The 3,085-nt window shown below is 52.8% G+C and carries 2 protein-coding genes; both read left to right on the forward strand.

Going from position 1 to position 3,085, the window contains the following annotated elements; genetic code table 11:
• Nucleotides 1-79 precede the first annotated feature (79 nt).
• On the forward strand, nucleotides 80-1,765 hold the full coding sequence (locus IBX50_RS19045) for a glutamine--tRNA ligase/YqeY domain fusion protein (RefSeq protein ID WP_292257978.1): 1,686 nt from the start codon (nucleotides 80-82) through the stop codon (nucleotides 1,763-1,765).
• A 19-nt stretch (nucleotides 1,766-1,784) separates the two neighbouring features.
• On the forward strand, nucleotides 1,785-3,085 hold a 1,301-nt coding region (gene cysS / locus IBX50_RS19050), incomplete at its 3' end, for a cysteine--tRNA ligase (RefSeq protein WP_292257979.1).

Consider the following 3,085-nt stretch of genomic DNA (forward strand, 5'->3'; position numbering starts at 1 on the left):
TTTCCTAGTCTCGGGCGCGATCCATCCGCTATAATACTTTCTTTAGCTTTTTTCACCAACCCGTCAAGAAGCGAGCGCCATGAGCCAGCCCGAAATTACTGCTGCATCCAACTTTATTCGCAACATGATTAGCCAGCAGCGCGAAGCGGGTCAGCAACAGAAAGTGATTACCCGTTTTCCGCCAGAACCCAATGGTTACCTGCATGTGGGACATGCCAAAAGCATCTGCCTGAACTTTGGTGTGGCTGAAGAATTTGGTGGTGACTGCCACCTGCGTTTTGATGACACCAACCCGGAAAAAGAAAACCAGACCTATATTGATGCCATTCAGGAAGACGTGAAGTGGCTGGGTTTTCAGTGGGCGGGTGATGTGCGTTATGCCTCTGACTACTTTGAACAGCTTTATCAGTGGGCGGTACACCTGATTCGTGAAGGCAAGGCTTATGTCTGTGAGCTGAACGCTGAGCAGATGCGTGAATATCGCGGCACCCTGACTGAACCGGGCAAAAACAGCCCCTTCCGCGAGCGCAGTGTGGAAGAAAATCTGGCTGAATTTGAAGCCATGCGTGCAGGTACTTATCCGGATGGTGCCAAGGTGTTGCGTGCCAAAATCGACATGAGCGCACCTAACATCAACCTGCGTGACCCGATTTTGTACCGCGTCCGTCATCAGCATCACCACCAGACTGGTGACCAATGGTGCATCTACCCCAGCTACGACTTCACTCATGGTCAGTCGGATGCCATTGAAGGTATCACTCACTCCATTTGTACGCTGGAGTTTGAAGACCATCGCCCGCTGTATGAATGGTTCCTGAACAATCTGCCAGTGCCCTGTAAACCGGTGCAGACCGAATTTGCCCGTCTGAACCTGAACTACACGGTGACTTCCAAGCGCAAACTGAAACTGCTGGTGGATGAAGGCATTGTCGAAGGCTGGGACGACCCACGTATGCCTACCATTTCCGGTATGCGTCGCCGTGGTTACACCTCCAAATCCATCCGTGATTTCTGCGACATGATTGGGGTGAATCGCTCCGGTGGTGTGGTGGATATCAACATGTTGTATTTTGCCCTGCGCAACGATCTGGAGCACTCCGCCCGCCGCGCCATGGTGGTACTGAACCCAATCAAGGTAGTGATCACCAATTGGGAGGAAGGCCGGGTAGAAAACCTCACCAGCCCCAGCCATCCTGCGCGGGAAGACCTGGGTGAGCGTACCCTGCCGTTTACCCGTGAGTTGTATATCGACCGTGATGATTTTATGGAAGAACCACCGAAGAAGTTCTTCCGTCTGGCACCGGGACAGGAAGTACGCCTGCGTAATGCCTGGGTGATTCGTTGTGATGAAGTCATCAAGGATGCCAGCGGTGAAATCATTGAGCTGCGTTGCAGCCATGACCCAGATACGCTCGGCAAGAACCCGGAAGGTCGCAAGGTCAAGGGTGTGATCCATTGGGTCAGCGCAGAACACGGTATTCCTGCCGAAGTGCGCCTGTATGAAAACCTCTTTCAGGTAGAAGCACCGGATGCTGATAAGGACGTGGACTTTTTGCAGCACCTGAACCCGGAATCCCTGAGTGTAGTGCAGGCCATTTGTGAACCCAGCCTCGCCAGTGCTGAACCGGAAGACAAGTTCCAGTTTGAGCGGGTGGGTTATTTCTGTGCCGATCGCCGCGACCACCAGACAGGTAACAAGCTGGTGTTCAACCGTACTGTGGGTCTGAAAGACTCCTGGGCTAAAATTCAGCAAAAACAGGATTGAGATGAGCCAGTTACCCGAGATTCACCTCTACAACACCCTGACCCGTCAGAAAGAAGTGCTGAAACCCATTCAGCCCGGCACCGTGAAAATGTACGTGTGTGGTGTCACGGTTTATGACCTCTGCCACATCGGCCATGCCCGTGTGATGGTGGTATTTGACATGATCACCCGTTACCTGCGTGAGCGGGGTTATGACGTGGTGTATGTGCGTAACATCACCGATATTGATGACAAGATCATCAAACGTGCGGATGAAAACGGCGAAAGCATGGAGCAACTGACCGAGCGCATGATTACTGCCATGCACGAAGATGAAGCGCGTCTGGGTGTGCTGCGCCCGGACATTGAGCCACGTGCCACAGCTTACATTGAAGACATCATTGCACTGGTGCAGACGCTGGAGCAAAAAGGTTTTGCCTACGCCGCCAGCAACGGTGATGTGTATTATCGTGTACGCAAATTTGAAAGCTACGGCCAGCTGACCAACCGTAAACTGGATGAATTACAGTCCGGTGCCCGTGTGGATGTGGACGATGCTAAAGAAGACCCGCTGGACTTTGTATTGTGGAAAGCCGCCAAACCTGGTGAACCTAGCTGGGCTTCACCCTGGGGTGATGGCCGCCCCGGCTGGCATATCGAATGTTCTGCCATGTCCACCTGCTGCCTGGGTAAAACCTTTGATATCCACGGTGGTGGCCCGGATCTGCCTTTCCCGCACCACGAAAACGAAATCGCCCAGAGTGAAGCGGCCACCGGCCAGAAGTATGTCAACACCTGGATGCATGCCGGTGCGGTGCGGGTAGATCAGGAGAAAATGTCCAAATCCCTGGGTAACTTCTTCACCATCCGTGATGTGTTGGAAAAACACGATGCTGAAGTGATTCGTTACCTGCTGCTGGGCAGCCACTACCGCTCGTTTATCAACTACGCAGAAAGTGCCTTGCACGATGCACGTAAATCACTGGAGCGTTTTTACACCGCGCTGCGAGGTGTCACAGTTGTAGAGGATGCTAAAGCAGTACAACAAGCTGGCAACTGGCGAGAAGATTTTCATCGTGTGATGGATGATGACTTTAATACCCCCGAAGCCCTGGCTGTGCTGTTTGACCTCACCCGCGCTCTTAACCGTGCGCGGGAAGCCGAAGATAACCAACTGGCTGCAGCGCTGGCTTTTGAACTCAAGGCACTGGGGGGCATTCTCGGATTATTGCAACAGGATGCTGAACACTTCCTGAAAGGTGGCAACACCAAGCAAAACAGTGTTAACCCCGACGTGATTGAAACCCTGATCGAAAAACGCCTGATGGCAAAACAGGAACG

It is taken from the genome of Marinospirillum sp., from assembly GCF_014859565.1.